Below are 17894 nucleotides of genomic sequence, written 5' to 3' on the forward strand. Positions count from 1 at the left end.
GGAGGAATAGATATGAACATCTACGTATTGCTGAAAAGAACGTTTGATACAGAAGAAAAAATTGTCGTTTCTGATGGGCGAATTGAGGATGAGAGTGCTGAGTACATTATTAACCCATACGATGAATATGCCGTGGAAGAGGCCATTAAGCAGCGTGATGAACATGGAGGAGAAGTGACAGTTGTGACAGTGGGGGACGAAGAATCCGAGAAACAATTGCGTACGGCACTTGCTATGGGAGCAGATAAGGCTGTCTTAATTAACACAGAAGATGATGTTGAGGACGGCGATCAATATACAACTGCAAAAATTCTGGAGTCCTTTTTTGAGGATAAAGAAGCCGACCTTATTCTGGCTGGAAATGTTGCCATTGATGAAGCAAGCGGCCAAGTCGGTCCGAGACTCGCTGAAAGTCTGGGAATCAATTATGTGACGACTATCACGGCACTTGAGATTGATGGCGAAAGTGCAAATATCGACAAAGACGTTGAAGGCGACGTCGAGAAAATCGAAACAGCTCTTCCGGTACTCGTAACTTGTCAGCAAGGTCTGAACGAACCAAGGTATCCATCACTTCCAGGGATCATGAAAGCAAAGAAAAAACCGCTTGAAGAATTGGAAATAGATGATCTGGATTTGGATGAAGACGATGTCGAAGCAAAAACGGAAACGATTGATATATTTCTGCCTCCTGAAAAAGAAGCAGGAAAAGTTCTCGAAGGTGAGATTGATGACCAGGTGAAGGAATTGATCTCCCTGCTTAAAAACGATGCAAAAGTACTATAAACATAGCGGAGAGGAGAAATAAAATGAGTAAACTACTCGTCATAGGTGAAGCAAGAGACGGCGAATTGCGTAATGTAACATTTGAAGCCGTTGCAGCGGCTAAAAAGATAGATACGGATGCGGAAGTTGTCGGCGTTTTATGCGGCGGTGATGATTTGAATGGGCCTGCACAGGAAGTCATCTATTATGGGGCAGACCGTGTTGTAACGGTCAAGCACAATCTTTTGGAAGCTTATACGTCAGAAGGCTACTCGCAAGCGGTTCTTGCCGTGATTGATGATGAAGCTCCGGATGGGGTCATCATGGGTCATACAGCGATCGGTAAGGATTTGACACCAAAACTTGCGGCAAAACTAGAAACCGGTTTAATTTCAGATGCGACCGATATCGAACATGATGGGGATAAAGCTGTATTTATCAGACCGATCTATTCAGGAAAAGCGTTTGAGAAAAAGGTTATCTCCAGTGGCTTAACGTTTGCGACGATCCGCCCGAACAATATTCCAGCGTTGGACCGTGACGATTCACGAACTGGTGAAGTGACGGCAAAAGATGTTGATGTTAAAGATATCCATACTGTTATTAAAGATGTGATCCGTAAAGCTTCCGAGGGTGTTGATTTGTCCGAAGCAAATGTCATCATTGCCGGTGGGCGCGGTGTGAAAAGTGCGGATGGATTCAAACCTTTATACGAACTGGCAGACGTGCTGGGAGGGGCGGTCGGCGCCTCACGCGGTGCATGTGATGCCGAATACTGCGACTATTCCTTGCAGATAGGGCAGACCGGTAAAGTGGTCACCCCGGATTTATATATTGCTGTCGGTATTTCCGGCGCTATCCAGCATTTAGCCGGTATGTCCAACTCAAAAGTAATCGTTGCCATCAATAAAGATCCGGAAGCAAATATCTTTAATGTAGCGGATTACGGCATTGTCGGTGACATATTCGAAGTGATTCCAAAACTGACAGAAGAATTCAAACAGGTCGTATAAAAAGTTTTAAGATCTGACCATGTTTGGTCAGATCTTTTGCGCTGACAAAAAGCCTGTGCTTCCTGAGTCATTTGCATAAGCAAAGTATTCGCGAGGAATGACTAACGGTGGTATACTATGAACCATAGTTTACTGAATGAGGAGGGAATTTATCATGGCAATTGAACATGTGACTGATCAAAACTTCGGTCAGGAAACAGCTGAAGGTCTAGTGCTTGCTGATTTTTGGGCTCCATGGTGCGGACCATGCAAAATGATTGCCCCGTTACTTGAAGAAATAGACGGTGAAATGGAAGATAAAGTACAAATTGTTAAGCTGGACGTTGATGAAAATCAGGAAACAGCCGGTAAGTTCGGTGTTATGAGCATACCAACGCTTCTGCTTTTCAAAGATGGGAAAGTGGTCGACCAGGTTATCGGTTTTCAGCCTAAAGAAGCACTAGTTGATTTAATTAACAAACACGCCTCATAAGGTGTATAATAAAATGTGGAATGTTTGATAGGATCCCTTGTTACTGAATGTGACAAGGGATTCTGTTTGATAAAAGGATGTTCAAAAAGTCCGGTGAAAATGACGCATTGACAGGGGATTTTCTGCTTAAAGCGCCCACGTCAATCACCAACGCAGAAGTCACCACATCCTGTGGAAGCCCGCGCTCAAAACTACGGCGCCTCGAACTTTGACGCACAGGACGTGCTAATATCGGCGTTGCGATTGTCGTCGCGAATTTAGCCGATGACGGTCCTTTTTACCCTCCTTTTTGAACACGGATTAACAAATGTACAATTTTTTCAGGGGATGAGTTTGCGATGAACCAGCAACTTAATGAGAAATTGGCTGTTTTGCCAGCACAGCCTGGATGCTACTTAATGAAAGATAAGAATGGTACGATTATCTATGTCGGGAAATCAAAAAAACTGCGAAACAGAGTCCGATCCTATTTCACCGGTGCTAATGATAAAAAGACACAGCGGCTCGTTCAAGAGATTCAGGATTTTGAGTATATCGTGACAACTTCCGAAGTGGAAGCATTGATTCTTGAAATGAATCTGATAAAAAAATATGACCCGCGATACAACGTTTTATTAAAAGATGATAAATCTTATCCATACTTAAAAATCACTTCAGAGCGACACCCAAGGCTGCTCATAACAAGGCGGATCAAAAAAGATAAAGGAAAATATTTTGGACCATATCCCAATGTGCTGGCGGCCAGGGAAACAAAAAAACTACTTGACAGATTGTATCCATTGCGCAAGTGTAATAATCCAGCAGGGCGCCCGTGTCTGTATTATCATATGGGGCAATGTCTTGCTTGCAGTGAAAAACCGGTTTCAGAGGAAAAATATAAAGAAATTATTCAAGATATCACGTCGTTTTTGCATGGTGGCCATAAAGAAATCAAGAACGATCTGACCGCTAAAATGCATGAAGCAAGCGATGATCTTAATTTTGAACGGGCAAAGGAGCTTCGCGATTTGATCCAGCATATTGAAGCGGTAATGGAACGACAGCGAATGACGCTGAATGATCGGACGGATCGTGATATATTCGGTTACAGTTATGACAAAGGCTGGATGTGCATCCAAGTGTTTTTTGTCAGGCAAGGGAAATTGATCGAAAGGGATGTCTCGATATTTCCATTTTTTGATGAACCTGACGATACATTCATCAGTTTTATCGGAAGGTTTTATTTACATCAGCACCATTTAAAACCGAAACAGCTGCTGGTTCCGATTGGTACCGATGCGGATTTACTGGGCGAATTGCTGGAGTTAAATGTCCACACACCATTTCGCGGTAGAAAAAAAGAACTTGTGGAATTAGCCATGAAAAATGCTAAAATTGCGCTTGATGAAAAATTCACATTGATCGAACGTAATGAAGAAAGAACCGTCCAGGCAGTAGAGACGTTGGGTGAAGCACTCAACATTGAAACACCGCTCAGGATTGAGGCGTTTGATAACTCCAATATTCAAGGGGCTGACCCTGTCTCAGCAATGGTTGTTTTTACAGACGGCAGACCTGATAAAAAAGGCTACCGCAAATATAAAATTAGAAATGTGGAAGGGCCAGATGATTATGAAACAATGCGGGAAGTCATTCGCCGCCGTTATACGAGAGTATTGAAAGAAAAAGACCCGCTCCCTGACCTGATTATCGTTGATGGTGGCAAGGGCCAAATGAGTGCTGCCCTTGATGTATTGGAAAATGAACTCGGGCTGGATATTCCGCTGTGTGGTCTGGTGAAAGATGATAAACATAAAACAAGTGAACTGTTATATGGTGATCCGCCGGAAGTAATCGAATTGTCCAGAAAGTCTCAGGCATTTTATTTGGTGCAGCGTGTTCAAGATGAAGTGCACCGGTTTGCGATTTCCTTTCACAGGCAACTAAGGGGGAAAAACCTGTTTCGGTCAGAGCTTGATAAGATTCCGGGGGTCGGGGAAAAGCGGCGGCGTTTACTGTTGACACATTTCAGGGACGTGAACGAAATCAAAGAGGCAAGCTTGGAAAATATTACGAAGTTGGGTGTACCGCAGGATGTTGCTCAAAATATATTGGCTCATTTGAACGATGAAGAGGGGAGCGAAACAACGTAATGTTCCGCTTCTCTCGTAACTCCTCCGCGATAGTCCCGATTCATCTGCAACACCGAGCGTAGTTTGAACGTCGCTAAACGGGCGCTTCCGCTTTTGCTCTTTTATCCCGCTTCGCCCCGGATAGTTAATCGGTAAAAATGACGGTAAATTCGATTTGATGGATTTTTTTATGCTGTTCTTCCTGACATTCGCATGATCGTTCTTTAATCTGCTCGATTGCTTCCGACAAAAATCCGGCTTCAAGCCGGAATTCTGTATCCAGAGGGGCTTTCAGCCGATAGACGACTGAATCAGCCATTAATTGAAAAACAAGTTCTTTCTTTTTTTCTTTAACAAGTTCCAATCGCCCCCATCCCAATTTTTCAAATGCATAAACAATATCGGATACGGATTGTATGTCCAGCCTTCTGGAAAGGTTTTTACCCATGAAATAGAGGAGGGTAGGTGATTCCGATCCAAATATATCAGGTAAACCGATGTATCGGATAATGTCATACCCGGCTCCTGTTGTATGCAGCTCATCAAGAAGTGTGACAGGCATGGATTCGTGATCTTTTGACATTGATGTCATCCTTTCCCCAATAACTAATGCACAATGAATTCATTGTTTCATTCAAGTATTTTTCTATTATTATTATCTATGTAAATAGGTTAAAGTGCAAGAGTGTCGTAAAGATTTCACAGCAGGCTGGTTTATTTCCTTTTCTTGACGCCCTTCATAGTTAGAAGTACAATAAACATGTCATAAATTGTACATTTTTGGGCAATAAATATATGAAGGCTTATTGTTAAATCATGTACATTCTGTAAAAATTAACATCTTAAGCGAGGGGGGTAAACACATGGCAGAACATCGAGAGTTTTTTTATCGCAGACTCCATTCCCTGTTAGGCGTCATTCCAATCGGGATTTTCCTTATTCAGCACCTTGTTGTGAACCATTTTGCGGTATATGGTGAAGAAAGTTTTAATCAGGCGGCGAGCTTTATACATGATTTGCCGTTTCGATTAGTATTGGAAATCGTGGTCATCTATCTGCCGATTTTATTTCACGCGGTATTAGGGGTTTATATTGTCCTTACAGGAAAAAACAATACAACCCGGTACGGTTATTTCCGTAATTGGATGTATCTTATGCAGCGGGTAACTGGTATCATTACGCTTGTATTTATTGTATGGCATGTATGGGAGACTCGCGTTCGAATTGGTCTTGGCGCAGCAGAATTGAATTATAATCTAATGGAAAACATTCTTGCTAGCCCAATCATGTTCTGGTTCTATATTCTTGGTGTTATTTCGACCACTTTCCATTTTGCGAATGGTCTATGGAGTTTCCTGGTTTCATGGGGCTTTACACAATCACCGAAATCCCAGAAAATTGCTACATACGCAACACTGATCATCTTCCTGGCTCTAAGCTATGTTGGTGTCAGAGCACTGATTCAATTTGCTTACGGAGTTTAATCGTTCAGTGTTCAAAAAGGAGGATAAAAGGATCGGCCTGTCAGCCAACGAGCTCGTGGGTCATTTTCACCCGACTTTTTGAACAATCTTTAAGAACAAGGAGTGAGGAATCGATATGAGTAATCGTAAAGTTATTGTTGTCGGCGGCGGATTAGCTGGCCTTATGGCAACAATTAAAGCAGCAGAAGCAGGTGTGAATGTTGACCTGTTTTCGATTGTGCCTGTGAAACGGTCTCACTCTGTGTGTGCTCAAGGTGGCATTAATGGTGCCGTTAATACCAAAGGTGAAGGTGACTCACCATGGGTTCACCTTGACGATACAGTTTACGGTGGGGACTTCCTTGCCAATCAAAAGCCGGTTAAAGCAATGTGCGACGCAGCACCAAGCATTATCAATATGCTTGACCGCATGGGTGTCATGTTCAACCGTACACCTGAAGGGCTGCTTGATTTCCGGCGTTTTGGCGGTACATCTGTACACCGCACAGCATATGCAGGGGCAACAACAGGACAACAGTTATTATACGCATTGGATGAACAGGTCAGGCGCTATGAAGTGGAAGGGTTGGTTACAAAATACGAAAACTGGGAATTCCTTGGAGCCGTTCTTGATGATGATGGTGTCGGCAAAGGGATTGTTGCACAGAATATTCAAACACATGAAATTAAATCATACCCGTCAGATGCAACGATTATGGCAACCGGTGGCCCTGGAATCATATTCGGGAAATCAACCAACTCCATGATTAATACAGGGTCTGCTGCAAGTATTTTGTACCAGCAGGGTGCGAGATATGCGAACGGTGAATTTATTCAGATCCATCCTACAGCCATCCCGGGAGATGATAAACTCCGGTTGATGAGTGAATCAGCACGGGGTGAAGGCGGACGTATCTGGACATATAAAGACGGTGAGCCATGGTACTTCCTGGAAGAAAAGTATCCGGCATATGGTAACCTTGTAACGCGCGATATCGCAACACGTGAAATTTTTGATGTTTGTGTCAACCAGAAGCTTGGCATCAATGGCGAAAACATGGTCTACCTGGACCTGTCACATAAAGATCCGAAAGAACTCGACGTCAAACTGGGCGGTATTATCGAGATTTATGAGAAATTTGTCGGTGATGATCCGCGTAAAGTTCCGATGAAAATTTTCCCGGCTGTTCACTATTCCATGGGCGGTCTTTGGGTTGACTTTGATCAGATGACAAGCATTCCTGGAATCTTCGCCTGTGGTGAGTGTGATTATTCACAACATGGGGCGAACCGTTTAGGAGCCAATTCACTGCTGTCAGCAATTTACGGTGGTTCTGTCGCAGGTCCGAATGCGATTAAATATATTGACGGACTTGATCAGCATGTTGAAGATATGTCACCTGAACTGTTTGAAAACAGGGAAAAAGAAGAACAGGAAATATTTGAGGAGTTCATGAAGATGGAGGGCGAAGAAAACGCATACCAGATTCATAAAGAGCTCGGTGAATGGATGACTGATAACGTTACGGTTGTCCGTCATAATGATAACCTCTTGAAAACCGATGAAAAGATTCAGGAACTTCAGGAGCGCTGGCACAAGATCAATATCAATGATACATCACGCTGGAGCAATCAGGGTGTCATGTTTACTCGTCAGTTGAAAAACATGCTACATTTGGCACGGGTTATTACAATGGGTGCATACAACCGTAATGAAAGCCGAGGCGCGCACTATAAACCTGATTATCCTGAACGTAATGATGAAGAATGGCTCAAAACGACCATTGCAACGTTTGACAAGGAAAATAATGCGCCGGAGATATCCTATGAGGAAGTTGATACATCACTGATTGAACCACGGTTAAGGGACTATACACAAAAACACTGAGGGGAGAAAGATAAACATGGCTGAACAGAAAACTGTTAAATTTATCATAACGCGTCAAGACAGCCCGGATTCTGCTCCTTATGAGGAAGCCTTTGACATTCCTTATAAAACAAATATGAATATCATTTCCGGACTAATGGAAATCCGTCAGAATCCGGTAAATGATAAAGGCGAAAAAACAACACCGGTAGCATGGGACATGAACTGTCTTGAAGAAGTATGCGGGGCATGTTCAATGGTCATTAATGGAACCGCGCGCCAATCCTGTGCAGCGCTGGTTGATAAATTGGAACAGCCCATTCGGCTGGAACCAATGAGCACATTTCCAATTGTTCGCGACCTTGTCGTGGACCGTGAGCAAATGTTTGATGCTCTGAAACAAGTCAAGGCATGGATTCCGATTGACGGAACCTATGACCTTGGCCCTGGTCCACGGATGCCGGAGAAAAAACGCCAATGGGCATATGAACTGTCAAAATGTATGACGTGCGGTGTTTGTCTGGAAGCATGTCCAAATGTGAATGACAAGTCGGATTTCATTGGCCCGGCTGCCCTTTCCCAGGCACGTTTGTTCAATTCACATCCAACAGGTGAAATGAATGCAAGTGAACGCCTGGAGGGATTGATGGAAGACGGAGGTATCGCAGGCTGTAGTAACGCACAAAACTGTGTGCAGGTCTGCCCGAAAGGTATTCCATTGACAACATCGATTGCTGCTATGAACCGTGCCACGAACATTCAGTCGTTCAAGAACTTCTTTGGCAGTGATGAAGCGCATTAGGTTAGAAATCTATTAATCTATGAGGCCGGGACAAAAGTATAGCATCAAAATGAAAATCCGAACAATTATTTAAAATATAATATGTTCGGATTTTATTTAATGATAACAGTTGTTTTATCAGCGGAGGAAAAATACGGAGACTCTTGGGGGGGAGCTGAGGCCTGGATGAGACCCCGGAGCGCGCCAGCGCGAGGAGGCTCATCAGCCGCCCCCGGAAAGCGACGAGCAAAACTTCTGCCGAGTAAACTGCGAGTTGCGAGGAGTGCTACTTCCTCGAAATAACTTCCAACACGACGAGCACCAAGTATTTTTCCGGAGCGATGATTAGCACTTACAAACAAATACGAACGATCATTCGTATTTTATAATAAAATAGTTGAGTTTTGTTCCAGCCTCATTATCATATAGGAGGAGTGATGCAGTTGAGTAAAGCTTCATATATTGAAAACATGGAAAAGTGGCGGTCTGCATTTACGTTTTTTATCCCGGTCAAAATCCGCTTTTCGGAAACAGACATGTTTGGGCATGTGAATAACGTCTCACCATTTATTTATTTTGAAGAAGCACGAATTGAATTTCTGAAATCAATCGGTCTGTTTGATGATGATAGTAACAACGGAGCGATGCCCATCGTTGCAGACTTGCAATGCGATTATCATAAACAAATTTATTTTAATGAAAAATTGAACCTATATGTGAAAGTTAATCATACCGGGACCACTTCGTTTGATATCCATTACATGGGTCTGAACGGTGAAGACGAACTTTGCCTCACAGGACGGGGAAGAATGGTTTACATAAAACCTGATACCGGTCAGCCGATACCATTATCCGATGCCATGAAAAACAGCTTAATGGCGGTGTAAGTGGAGAAGCTCGCGATGGATCTGATTTGCTAATCTGTAAGGGATACACTACACCTTCAAACTATCTTTTTCTGACAATAGTAGAAAACCGGCTTTCTACAAGAAAGCCGGTTTTCTTTAGAGCTTCAACTCCCCCATACGAAGAAGTTCTACTACTGCTTGCGATCGCCCCTTGACTCCTAATTTCTGCATTGAGTTGGAAATGTGGTTGCGGACCGTTTTTTCAGAGATAAACAATTCCTGGGCAATTTCCTTGGTTGTTTTATCTTGTACTAAGAGCTCGAATACCTCTTTTTCACGTTTGGTCAATAGTTGCTTCGGTTTGTACGTGTTTTCCTTCAAATGATAACCCCTCCTTGCTGTCAAAGAGCTGCAGATGAAGGGTGAATTATTTAGTCACTATTAGCTTATGAAAAGAAGTGTAAACGGTGAGCACATTTTAAAAGAAGTTTAATATCATGGCTGTAGTCCATCCCTGTTCATTTTAAAAATTTGACCCCTCTCGTTAAAGATTGGAGGCAATAAGAAAACTGCTATTTTTGTCATGATATGTTAAAATACGTATATAAAATTGGGAAATATTCAGAGGGGGTTCACCCGTATTGGATCGTGATATATCAATAGAAACCATTGCAAATCTTGAAAAACATTTACGTTACATATCCGGTATTATTAAACAAAACGGGCGAAAAATACTGAATCATTACCCGATCACTTCACCACAATTTATTGCCCTGCAGTTTTTGGTTGACGGTGATCTGACGATTGGTGAGCTTTCTAATAAAAACGGTTTGGCGTTTAGTACGACCACAGACCTGGTTGATCGGCTGGAAAGGAACGATCTTGTTGAGCGAGTGAGAGATACGAAAGATCGGCGGGTTGTAAGAATTCATGTATTGGCAAAAGGCCGTACGATTATAAAAGAAGTCATCAAAAAACGACAGGAATATTTAGGTGAGGTATTGAAAAACTTTTCAAAAGATCAGACAGAATCATTAAGTGGCATGTTAGCCTTTCTGTATGAGGAAATACAACATGTCGACCATCAATAACAGCAAGAAGAGGCGATTTTTTTGAATCAGGCAATAGGCGTAATTGATTCCGGTGTGGGCGGTTTGACCGTTGTCCATGAGTTGATGCGGCAGCTGCCGAAAGAAAGTCTGATTTATTTGGGTGATACGCTCAGATGCCCATATGGACCGCGATCAAAAGAGGACGTTAGAAAATTCACATGGGAAATGACAGATTTCCTGCTCGATAAACAGATTAAATTGCTTGTTGTTGCATGCAATACGGCAACAGCATTTACGCTGAATGAACTACAGGAACACCTTTCAATCCCGGTGATCGGCGTGATTAAACCGGGTGCACGTGCAGCAATCAAAGCGACGGAAAACAGTCACATTGGTGTGATTGGGACAGAAGGAACAATTGGCAGTAAAGCCTATAACCAGGCATTGTCTGGTATTAAGTCAGATCTTCATGTCAATTCACTGGCATGCCCGTTATTTGTTCCAATGGTAGAGCAGGGCGTTTTATCAGGCAAAGAGGCGGAAGAGATTGTTGAGAAGTCATTGCTGCCAATGAAGGAACAAAACCATATCGATACACTGATTCTTGGTTGCACACACTATCCGCTGATTAAAGAGACCATTCAAAAAGTTATCGGCAGCCAGGTCACTGTCATTTCATCGAGTGAAGAAACAGCACGTGAAGTCAGCACGATTTTGGAGTTTCACAATCAGTTATATAATGGACTGGATACGCCGGCACATCAATTTTACACAACAGGTGAAATGGGGGTATTCGCGAAAATCACAGAAAGTATTTTCAGAGAATCGGCCGCTTATTTTCAGTCTGTCACTATTAAAAAGGCTGTCATCGCGCATTAACATTCAATGGGAAAAAGCATCCCGCCGGAATCCTGACTGATCAATTATTTTCAGTCAGGATTCATTTTTTTGTTTTCAGGTTGGTCTAAATTTCTGATGAGCTCGTATATATAATAGTACAAACCATCGCAGGAGGGAAAAACATGCAAAAGCGCAGTCTATTGCTATTAAGCCTAACGGTGTTTCTCACGATTATATTATCCGGGTGTTTTCAAGGGGAGCAATCATTGGATAACGAAGAAGGGGAAATGGACCCGCCAAAGGATGCTGAAGCTGTAGATGATTTAGAGGATAAGCCGGGTGAGAAGACAAGTGCAGAAGGGGAGGAAAATCAGGAAGATACTGAAGAGGATACATCGTCTGGCACGGTCGACAGACAATTATATTTGCTTGATGCCAATGGAATGGTAGCGTCGCAGACACTGCAGTTGCCACAGGCTGAATCGAACGCGGTAGCTCAACAGGCAATGGAATATCTTGTAAAGGATGGACCGGTCGCTTCGTTATTGCCAAATGGTTTTCAGGCGGTTTTACCGGCAGGCACGGAAATACTTGGCGTAAATTTGAAAGACAATGGGACGATGGTGGTCGATGTTTCCGGAGAATTTGAAAATTACAAGGCTGAGCAGGAGCTGGAAATACTTCAGGCGATGACTTATACTGCAACACAATTTGAAAATGTGGATAAATTGAAGCTGCGCATTGATGGACAGCAGCAAGAGACAATGCCGGTTGATGGAACACCTATTGGCGAGGGGTATTCAAGGGTTAACGGCATCAACCTTGTTCAATCCAATACAGTGGATCTGCTGAGCAGTGAACCTGTCACACTGTACTATCCGTCTGCTCAGGGTGATAACGAGTATTTTGTTCCCGTCACCCAACACATTGAGGTTGAAGATAGCGATTTGTATGGGTCCATGGTTCAGGCGTTAATGCAAGGGCCGAGTGCCGATACCAATTTGCAGCATGTTTTCAATAATGCGACGGAATTGACCAATCATCCCAGTTTAAAAGAAGGTGTGCTGGAAGTCGTTTTCAACCAGAATGTTTTGCAGGATGAAGGCCAGTCCGTTATCTCCAATGAAGTCATGGAAACCCTTGTCCGTACATTAACACAGGATGAAGCGATCGAAGCGGTCGAAGTCAAAGTGGAAGATGTCGAGACGCTCTTTAATGAGAACGGTGAACCATATACTGAGCCCGTCACAGCCCAAAATTTCATCTCAACCGAAAAATTATAGCGTGAACGGTTGTTCAAATTCGAGACTGTGTCAAAGCAGTCTTTTTCTTTTTTTAAAAGATAAAGGTATAAAATTTTGGCTATATGAAGCTCTTTGTCAGCAATAGCCATGTCCAGCTCCAGCGTCCAGCGACTAGCAAACTTCACACCCCTCCACTACGATAAGTCAACAACGGTTCGCTTGATAAAGGAAGGCCGAATAAGAACGGCCTTGCCGGCCAACGTCGGCATATCCCTGATGCAGGGGCATGTTTCCTTTATCTCATTGTGGCTAGTGGGGAGGGTCGGCTAACCCCGCCGCGATACGCGGCAACGCCGACCCACCTGTGATGCACAGGCAAAGTTTGTACGTCGCTAAATGGGCGCCCTGCGCATTTGTTCTGACATTCATAATTCATGTCTGATTGTCAAAAATATGTTAGGATAACCGTGGATGCATAAATAAGGAGGCAAAGGTTCTATTGAGACATGACCAGCGACATGATAACGAACTACGATCAGTTACCATTACACCGGATTTTGTTAAACACCCGGAAGGTTCCGTACTGATTGAATTTGGTGATACGAAAGTGATTTGCAATGCAAGTATAGAAGATCGGGTGCCCCCGTTTATGCGTGGTCAGGGGAAAGGCTGGATTACAGCTGAATACGCGATGCTGCCAAGGGCAACGGAACAGCGCAATATTCGTGAATCCTCCAAAGGAAAAGTAAGTGGACGTACAATGGAGATCCAGCGCTTAATTGGACGTTCTCTAAGATCGGTTGTTGACTTGAAACAAATCGGCGAACGAACCGTGTGGGTTGACTGTGATGTCATTCAAGCGGATGGCGGCACACGGACGGCTTCCATTACAGGCGCATTTGTTGCCGTTGTATTAGCGTTCAATCAGCTGCTTCAAGCCAAAACCATTAAAAAAATGCCTGTGACAGACTTTTTGGCAGCTATCTCTGTTGGTATTTCCCCGGAAGGTAGAGAGCTTTTGGATTTAGACTATAAAGAAGACTCTGAGGCAGCTGTCGATATGAACGTTGTGATGACCGGTACAGGCGAGTTTATCGAAATACAGGGGACAGGGGAAGAAGCAACATTTACACAGAATCAGCTACACAGAATGCTGGACCTTGCCAATAACGGTTTGCAAGATTTGAATGCCATTCAAAAAACCATACTGGGCGAACAGGCTGGCCGGATTGGAGAAACAAATAAAACGAAGGAAGATTCACCATGAAAGAGATTGTCATAGCCACAAAAAACCCTGGCAAAGTAAAAGAGTTCAAAACATTTTTTGCTGAATACGCGATTGATGCTGTTTCGCTCCCTGAGTTGTCCCGGGAAATAAACGATATTGAGGAAACAGGATCGACATTTGAAGAAAACGCCGCATTGAAAGCTGAGCAAATAGCAGAGTTACTGCAGATACCAGTCCTGGCTGATGATTCAGGTCTGGTCATTGACGCACTGGCTGGACGTCCAGGCGTTTTTTCAGCAAGATTTGCCGGCGAGCCGAAAGATGATCAAGCAAATATCGATAAAGCGCTTCATGAATTACAAGGCGTTGAAACTGTCGATCGGACAGCACGTTTTGTATGTGTCCTGGCAGTGGCTATACCAGGGGAGACAACACAATTTAAAAAAGGATACTGTGAAGGCAGCATTGCCCGTGTACAGGCGGGTCATAACGGATTCGGCTACGACCCGGTATTTATTCCGGATGGTTATACGGAAACGATGGCACAGCTTTCTTCGGATGAAAAAAATCAAATCAGCCATCGGAGCAATGCTATCCGACAATTGGACGACTGGGTCAAAAATTTGCAGTAATCAGTTGAGGTGATATCATGCCAAGTGTGTTAATTGTCAGTGATAGTCATGGCTCCAGAGACGAGCTTGCAGCAATAAACCAGCGTCATCATACCGATTACAAAATTCATTGTGGTGATTCGGAGCTTGAAATGGATGACCCAGCACTGGAAGGGTTCATGAAAGTTGCCGGTAATTGTGATGGCGATGCCAGATATCCTGAAGAACAGGTGAGCACCATCGATGGTCTAACGTTTCTTATTGCACATGGCCACTTGCACCAGGTGAAATCAAATCCGCTGGCGATTGCTTATCGGGCAGAGGAACAGCATGCGCAGGTCATTTGCTTCGGTCATACCCATATCGCTGGTGCAGAAAAAGTCGGCAGCCAATTGCTGATAAATCCGGGCAGTGTTCTGCTGCCCCGGAAGAGAAATGAGAAGACATATACGATTATGGAATGGGAAACGTTGGATGATATTCATGTGTATTTTTATACAATCGACGGCAAACATGTTGATGATTTATCATTTAATACATCCCTTCCGCAAAGAATTTAGATAGAGGAGAAACCGGCTTTTTGCCGGTTTCTGCTAATCTTAAACGGGTACCAGACAAATTAATGTATATCGCTAAACTATTGACAAATCGTTTGAAAGTGCATATAATAATCGTTGTTCGCTAAAAATCAACACGTGCGGGTGTAGTTTAGTGGTAAAACCTCAGCTTCCCAAGCTGATGTCGTGGGTTCGATTCCCATCATCCGCTCCATACATAGTATCTTGTCCCAGTAGCTCAGCAGGATAGAGCAACAGCCTTCTAAGCTGTAGGCCGCAGGTTCGAATCCTGCCTGGGACGTTTGTCAACCTGGGAAACCCGTGTTTTTGATGACTGGGTTTCTTTTTTCATATACAATAAAAAATAGTCATGGCACAATTTACAGGTTTTATTTCGCGGGATTCAGGGTATGGCTGGTTATTGAAACACTTGAAACGAAAGGGGTGAATTTATGGAAAGAAGCTGGGAAAATGTCATTCTTTTCCCGAAATGGCGGACGACCTTAGAAGAGGAAAGTCTTCTGGCACTGAAAGAGAAAAGATATCAGGAAGCATTGGCCAAACTGGATCAGTTATTGGGCTTCGGTGTTCAAAACCAGGAAATACTCATCGGTAAGCTTATGTGCCTGATGGAGCTAAATCGGTATCAGGATGCACAGGATTTTTGTGAGGATCTGCTAATACATAAGGATGAGAATTACTATCAATATGTGCATATTTACTTAACGATATTATTCCAGACGAGTCAATATCAATTGTTAATGGATCAGGTTGAACAGGAATTGGAGAAAAAAATGGTACCGGATGATATGGAAGAACAGTTCCGGCAGCTGTATAATATGAGTCGTAAGATGCGGCATGAAATCCGGATTGAAAAGTCTCCCGAATACATAAAGGAATTACTAAAAGCAGTTGAAGAGCAAAATCATGTCTATCAGTACACACTCGTTGAACAAATCCTTAAAATGGATATAACACCTACAGAGCAATTGCAGTCACTCCTAGCAGATGATCGGGTACATCCGGTTACCAAAACAGCAATTTTTATATGGCTTCAGGATAAGAACATATCAGATGAGGTTTTGGTACAGAAATTAGGTGTTAAGTGGAAAATAGCACCAAATGCTATACCGGCGCTCGACTCGCATCCAACCATAAAGCAGACATTCGTGTTCCTGAACGATCAAGAACAAGAGAATCCAACTTTATTTCGGTTAATGGAACAATTGCTGCACCATTATTTTTATGTGCGTTACCCGATGGTGCCTGCCGAAGATGATGCCCGGTTTATTGCTGCAGCATTAACAAAAATAGGCGAAGATTATCTCGACATACATATGGAAAAGAGAGAAAACAAGGATGAACAGTTGATCCGATATATGGAAGAAATTAAAATGTGTGAAGCTTTATACGCTACGATCATCGAAGCCTAAACAGTAAATCAGGTGGGGCTATCGGTTGAAAGGACACATAATTATGTTATAATGAGTTGGTTGAAATTTTGCTATTATAAATCGGACGTATGTTAATACACCGTTATCATGAAAGGAATAATAGATTTTGGAGGGTATGTTATGTCAGCAAAATGGGAAAAACAAGAAGGGAATCAAGGGCTCCTGACGTTTGATGTCAGTGCCGATGAATTTGATAAAGCGTTGGATCAGGCATTCAAAAAGGTTGTAAAAGATGTGCAAATCCCTGGATTCCGTAAAGGAAAAGTACCACGTAAAATTTTTGAATCACGTTTTGGCGTCGAATCCCTGTACCAGGATGCCGTAGATTTGTTGCTGCAGGATGCCTATGCGAATGCTATTGAGGAGACGGGCATTGAACCGATTGAACAGCCTGAAGTTGACATTGATCAAATTGAAAAAGGAAAAGATCTTATTTTCAAAGCAACCGTCAATGTTAAACCGGAAGTCACATTAGGTGAGTACAAAGGGTTGGAAGTGGAAGAGCAGTCAGTTGAAGTCACAGATGAAGATGTAGAACACGAAATCGAACATCAACGTGAACACCATGCTGAACTGATCGTTAAAGATGAAGGCGAAGTCGAAGAAGGCGACACGGTCGTGATGGATTTTGAAGGCTTTATCGACGGGGAGGCATTTGAAGGCGGAAAAGGTGAAGATTACTCGCTGGAAGTCGGCTCTGGTCAATTTATTCCCGGTTTTGAAGAGAAATTAATTGGAAAAACGTCCGGGGAAGAAACGGAAATTACGGTCACATTCCCTGAAGATTATCATGCAGAACACCTGGCAGGAAAAGAAGCCGTCTTTAAAGTAGTGATTCACGACGTTAAAACAAAAGAAATGCCAGAGTTGGATGATGAATTTGCCAAAGATGTTGATGAAGAAGTTGAAACACTTGATGAACTGAAAAAGAAGACAAAAGAAAATTTGCAAAGTCAGCGCGAGCAGGAAGCTGATAACGAAAAACGAGAAACATTGATCGAAAAAGCTTCCGAAAACGCAGAAGCGGATATTCCGAAGCCTATGGTTGAAACGGAATTGGATCGCATGCTCCAGGAATTTGAACAGCGCCTGCAAATGCAAGGTATGACAATGGACATGTATTATCAGTTCTCCGGTCAGGATAGCGATGCTTTGAAGGGACAGATGCGTGAAGATGCTGAGAAACGTGTCAAAACAAATCTGACACTTGAAGCGATCTTTAATGCTGAAAATCTTGAAGTAACGGACGAAGATGTTGAAGAAGAGCTAAGTAAAATGGCATCCATGTACGGTACTGAAGTCGACCAGCTCAAGCAGATGCTGGGCGGGAACGCCGACGCACTTAAGGAAGATCTTAAAGCAAGGAAATCGATTGAGTTCTTAGTTGAAAACAGCCAAACCGTGTAAGGTGTGCGGATAACTCAATGAAATAATTGTAGTAAAACAAGGTGCGAGTTATCGCACCTTGTTTTACACTTTTTCCGTATATTAAGCGGGGCTAAAGGTTACCTCCTCGGTAAATGTCCGATTCTGTCAGCAAGGAAATAACGCTCCGCTGAAAATCAAGTGCCACTTTCGTTATTTTTTG

Annotated in this window: 18 protein-coding genes and 2 tRNA genes; 18 read left to right on the top strand and 2 right to left on the bottom strand. The window is 43.1% G+C overall.

The features are described 5' to 3' along the window. The first annotated feature begins 12 nt into the window (after positions 1 to 12). From E4U82_RS03815 to uvrC, 4 genes are all read left to right on the top strand, one after another. On the top strand, positions 13 to 786 hold the full coding sequence (locus E4U82_RS03815) for an electron transfer flavoprotein subunit beta/FixA family protein (protein ID WP_135108723.1): 774 nt from the start codon (positions 13 to 15) through the stop codon (positions 784 to 786). 23 nt (positions 787 to 809) lie between these two features. Next, entirely contained in the window at positions 810 to 1778 is a 969-nt protein-coding gene (locus E4U82_RS03820; RefSeq protein ID WP_135108724.1) for an electron transfer flavoprotein subunit alpha/FixB family protein, read from the top strand. Positions 1779 to 1932: 154 nt separating this feature from the next. Then, on the top strand, positions 1933 to 2250 hold the full coding sequence (trxA, locus tag E4U82_RS03825) for a thioredoxin (RefSeq protein WP_135108725.1): 318 nt from the start codon (positions 1933 to 1935) through the stop codon (positions 2248 to 2250). 338 nt (positions 2251 to 2588) lie between these two features. Beyond that, positions 2589 to 4382, top strand: a complete 1794-nt coding sequence (gene uvrC / locus E4U82_RS03830) for an excinuclease ABC subunit UvrC (protein ID WP_135108726.1) — start codon at positions 2589 to 2591, stop codon at positions 4380 to 4382. A 124-nt stretch (positions 4383 to 4506) separates the two neighbouring features. Here uvrC and E4U82_RS03835 read toward each other — a convergent pair whose 3' ends face one another. Next, positions 4507 to 4944, bottom strand: a complete 438-nt coding sequence (locus E4U82_RS03835) for a YslB family protein (protein WP_135108727.1) — start codon at positions 4942 to 4944, stop codon at positions 4507 to 4509. A gap of 280 nt (positions 4945 to 5224) precedes the next feature. On the opposite strand from E4U82_RS03835, the gene E4U82_RS03840 reads away from it, so the two are divergent. The 4 genes from E4U82_RS03840 (at position 5225) to E4U82_RS03855 (ending at position 9359) form a co-directional block, all read left to right on the top strand. Continuing rightward, positions 5225 to 5845: a succinate dehydrogenase cytochrome b558 subunit gene (locus tag E4U82_RS03840; protein WP_135108728.1), complete on the top strand. Its 621-nt coding sequence runs from the start codon at positions 5225 to 5227 to the stop codon at positions 5843 to 5845. A 115-nt stretch (positions 5846 to 5960) separates the two neighbouring features. After that, complete coding sequence (sdhA, locus tag E4U82_RS03845) at positions 5961 to 7712, top strand: succinate dehydrogenase flavoprotein subunit (RefSeq protein WP_135108729.1); 1752 nt, start codon at positions 5961 to 5963, stop codon at positions 7710 to 7712. Between the two features lie 16 nt (positions 7713 to 7728). Beyond that, positions 7729 to 8493, top strand: a complete 765-nt coding sequence (gene sdhB, locus E4U82_RS03850; RefSeq protein ID WP_135108730.1) for a succinate dehydrogenase iron-sulfur subunit — start codon at positions 7729 to 7731, stop codon at positions 8491 to 8493. Positions 8494 to 8915: 422 nt separating this feature from the next. Beyond that, positions 8916 to 9359: an acyl-CoA thioesterase gene (locus E4U82_RS03855; protein WP_135108731.1), complete on the top strand. Its 444-nt coding sequence runs from the start codon at positions 8916 to 8918 to the stop codon at positions 9357 to 9359. 117 nt (positions 9360 to 9476) lie between these two features. On the opposite strand, the gene E4U82_RS03860 is transcribed toward E4U82_RS03855, so the two are convergent. Beyond that, on the bottom strand, positions 9477 to 9701 hold the full coding sequence (locus E4U82_RS03860; RefSeq protein ID WP_135108732.1) for a helix-turn-helix domain-containing protein: 225 nt from the start codon (positions 9699 to 9701) through the stop codon (positions 9477 to 9479). A 260-nt stretch (positions 9702 to 9961) separates the two neighbouring features. Between E4U82_RS03860 and E4U82_RS03865 the strand changes: the two genes are divergently transcribed. The 10 genes from E4U82_RS03865 (at position 9962) to tig (ending at position 17713) form a co-directional block, all read left to right on the top strand. Further along, entirely contained in the window at positions 9962 to 10411 is a 450-nt protein-coding gene (locus E4U82_RS03865; protein ID WP_135108733.1) for a MarR family winged helix-turn-helix transcriptional regulator, read from the top strand. Between the two features lie 21 nt (positions 10412 to 10432). Further along, positions 10433 to 11251, top strand: a complete 819-nt coding sequence (gene racE, locus E4U82_RS03870; protein WP_135108734.1) for a glutamate racemase — start codon at positions 10433 to 10435, stop codon at positions 11249 to 11251. Between the two features lie 143 nt (positions 11252 to 11394). Continuing rightward, positions 11395 to 12495 carry a GerMN domain-containing protein gene (locus E4U82_RS03875; RefSeq protein ID WP_135108735.1) on the top strand — a complete coding sequence of 367 codons (1101 nt, stop codon included), beginning with the start codon at positions 11395 to 11397 and terminating at the stop codon, positions 12493 to 12495. Between the two features lie 460 nt (positions 12496 to 12955). Continuing rightward, positions 12956 to 13723, top strand: a complete 768-nt coding sequence (gene rph / locus E4U82_RS03880) for a ribonuclease PH (protein ID WP_135108736.1) — start codon at positions 12956 to 12958, stop codon at positions 13721 to 13723. Continuing rightward, positions 13720 to 14316 carry an XTP/dITP diphosphatase gene (locus E4U82_RS03885; protein ID WP_135108737.1) on the top strand — a complete coding sequence of 199 codons (597 nt, stop codon included), beginning with the start codon at positions 13720 to 13722 and terminating at the stop codon, positions 14314 to 14316. Before rph ends, E4U82_RS03885 begins: the two co-directional genes overlap by 4 nt. Before the next feature lie 17 nt (positions 14317 to 14333). Next, complete coding sequence (locus E4U82_RS03890) at positions 14334 to 14855, top strand: YfcE family phosphodiesterase (RefSeq protein WP_135108739.1); 522 nt, start codon at positions 14334 to 14336, stop codon at positions 14853 to 14855. A 137-nt stretch (positions 14856 to 14992) separates the two neighbouring features. Further along, positions 14993 to 15066 (top strand) — tRNA-Gly (locus E4U82_RS03895). Positions 15067 to 15079: 13 nt separating this feature from the next. Next, a tRNA-Arg gene (locus E4U82_RS03900) sits at positions 15080 to 15153 on the top strand. A 151-nt stretch (positions 15154 to 15304) separates the two neighbouring features. Further along, entirely contained in the window at positions 15305 to 16285 is a 981-nt protein-coding gene (locus tag E4U82_RS03905; RefSeq protein ID WP_135108741.1) for a tetratricopeptide repeat protein, read from the top strand. Between the two features lie 141 nt (positions 16286 to 16426). Continuing rightward, on the top strand, positions 16427 to 17713 hold the full coding sequence (tig, locus tag E4U82_RS03910; RefSeq protein WP_135108742.1) for a trigger factor: 1287 nt from the start codon (positions 16427 to 16429) through the stop codon (positions 17711 to 17713). The last annotated feature ends 181 nt before the right edge of the window (positions 17714 to 17894 follow it).

The sequence above is a fragment of the Lentibacillus salicampi genome, from assembly GCF_004565465.1.
Taxonomy (GTDB): domain Bacteria; phylum Bacillota; class Bacilli; order Bacillales; family Amphibacillaceae; genus Lentibacillus; species Lentibacillus salicampi.

Excerpts from the sequence above, each read along its gene's own strand:
- E4U82_RS03835 (WP_135108727.1), bottom strand. The coding sequence starts at position 4,944 with ATGTCAAAAGATCACGAATCCATGCCTGTCACACTTCTTGATGAGCTG.
- E4U82_RS03840 (WP_135108728.1), top strand. The coding sequence starts at position 5,225 with ATGGCAGAACATCGAGAGTTTTTTTATCGCAGACTCCATTCCCTGTTA.
- E4U82_RS03905 (WP_135108741.1), top strand. The coding sequence starts at position 15,305 with ATGGAAAGAAGCTGGGAAAATGTCATTCTTTTCCCGAAATGGCGGACG.
- E4U82_RS03815 (WP_135108723.1), top strand. The coding sequence starts at position 13 with ATGAACATCTACGTATTGCTGAAAAGAACGTTTGATACAGAAGAAAAA.
- E4U82_RS03885 (WP_135108737.1), top strand. The coding sequence starts at position 13,720 with ATGAAAGAGATTGTCATAGCCACAAAAAACCCTGGCAAAGTAAAAGAG.
- sdhB (WP_135108730.1), top strand. The coding sequence starts at position 7,729 with ATGGCTGAACAGAAAACTGTTAAATTTATCATAACGCGTCAAGACAGC.
- tig (WP_135108742.1), top strand. The coding sequence starts at position 16,427 with ATGTCAGCAAAATGGGAAAAACAAGAAGGGAATCAAGGGCTCCTGACG.
- uvrC (WP_135108726.1), top strand. The coding sequence starts at position 2,589 with ATGAACCAGCAACTTAATGAGAAATTGGCTGTTTTGCCAGCACAGCCT.
- sdhA (WP_135108729.1), top strand. The coding sequence starts at position 5,961 with ATGAGTAATCGTAAAGTTATTGTTGTCGGCGGCGGATTAGCTGGCCTT.
- E4U82_RS03890 (WP_135108739.1), top strand. The coding sequence starts at position 14,334 with ATGCCAAGTGTGTTAATTGTCAGTGATAGTCATGGCTCCAGAGACGAG.
- E4U82_RS03875 (WP_135108735.1), top strand. The coding sequence starts at position 11,395 with ATGCAAAAGCGCAGTCTATTGCTATTAAGCCTAACGGTGTTTCTCACG.
- trxA (WP_135108725.1), top strand. The coding sequence starts at position 1,933 with ATGGCAATTGAACATGTGACTGATCAAAACTTCGGTCAGGAAACAGCT.
- E4U82_RS03820 (WP_135108724.1), top strand. The coding sequence starts at position 810 with ATGAGTAAACTACTCGTCATAGGTGAAGCAAGAGACGGCGAATTGCGT.